A 646-nucleotide genomic window follows, 5' to 3' on the forward strand; every position below is an offset into this window, starting at 1 on the left:
TTATGTCTCATGACAGCCTTTTGATAGGCTAGTCATGACTGGGGATTATGTAGTATCTATTAAAAGTAACAAAATATTAATAGTAGAAAAATCGCTGATACTTTGATTTAATCTGAACTTTGTTGTCATTAGTTATGCGAGAGTGCTTTATTTTATGCTCAGTGTTTTTGAGTGATATAAATGATGTGTGTTTGTCATATTTCAATGATAATTTACTAATATTTTATACATAAGGTATTGATTTTAAGTGTTTTTAACCAGACTTGTGAGTGTGAATTGACATCAATAAGCCAAAACCTGCCATCAAAGTCACGATAGCGGTACCACCATAGCTGATGAAAGGTAGGGGTACGCCAACAACAGGTAAAATACCGCCAACCATACCGACATTGACGAATATATAAACGAAGAAAGACATGGCAATAGCGCCAGCTAATAGCCTGCTATAAACGTCAGGATGGGTGAAAGCGATATATAGGGCACGCGACAAAAGGCAAAAGTAAATAAACATCAGTAGCATGACGCCTAGTAAACCAAATTCTTCAGAGAAGGCTGCAATAATAAAGTCAGTATGACCTTCTGGTAAAAAATGCAGATGCGACTGTGTGCCCTCTAAATACCCTTTGCCAGTGAGACCACCTGAACC

At 37.3% G+C, this 646-nt stretch carries 1 protein-coding gene; it reads right to left on the bottom strand.

What is annotated here, in order from left to right:
• Positions 1–253: 253 nt before the first annotated feature.
• Positions 254–646: FtsW/RodA/SpoVE family cell cycle protein (locus ACS8FC_RS18395; RefSeq protein ID WP_439297849.1), on the bottom strand; the 393-nt coding region annotated here is incomplete at its 5' end.

The sequence above is a fragment of the Psychrobacter sp. 1Y4 genome (assembly GCF_051847555.1).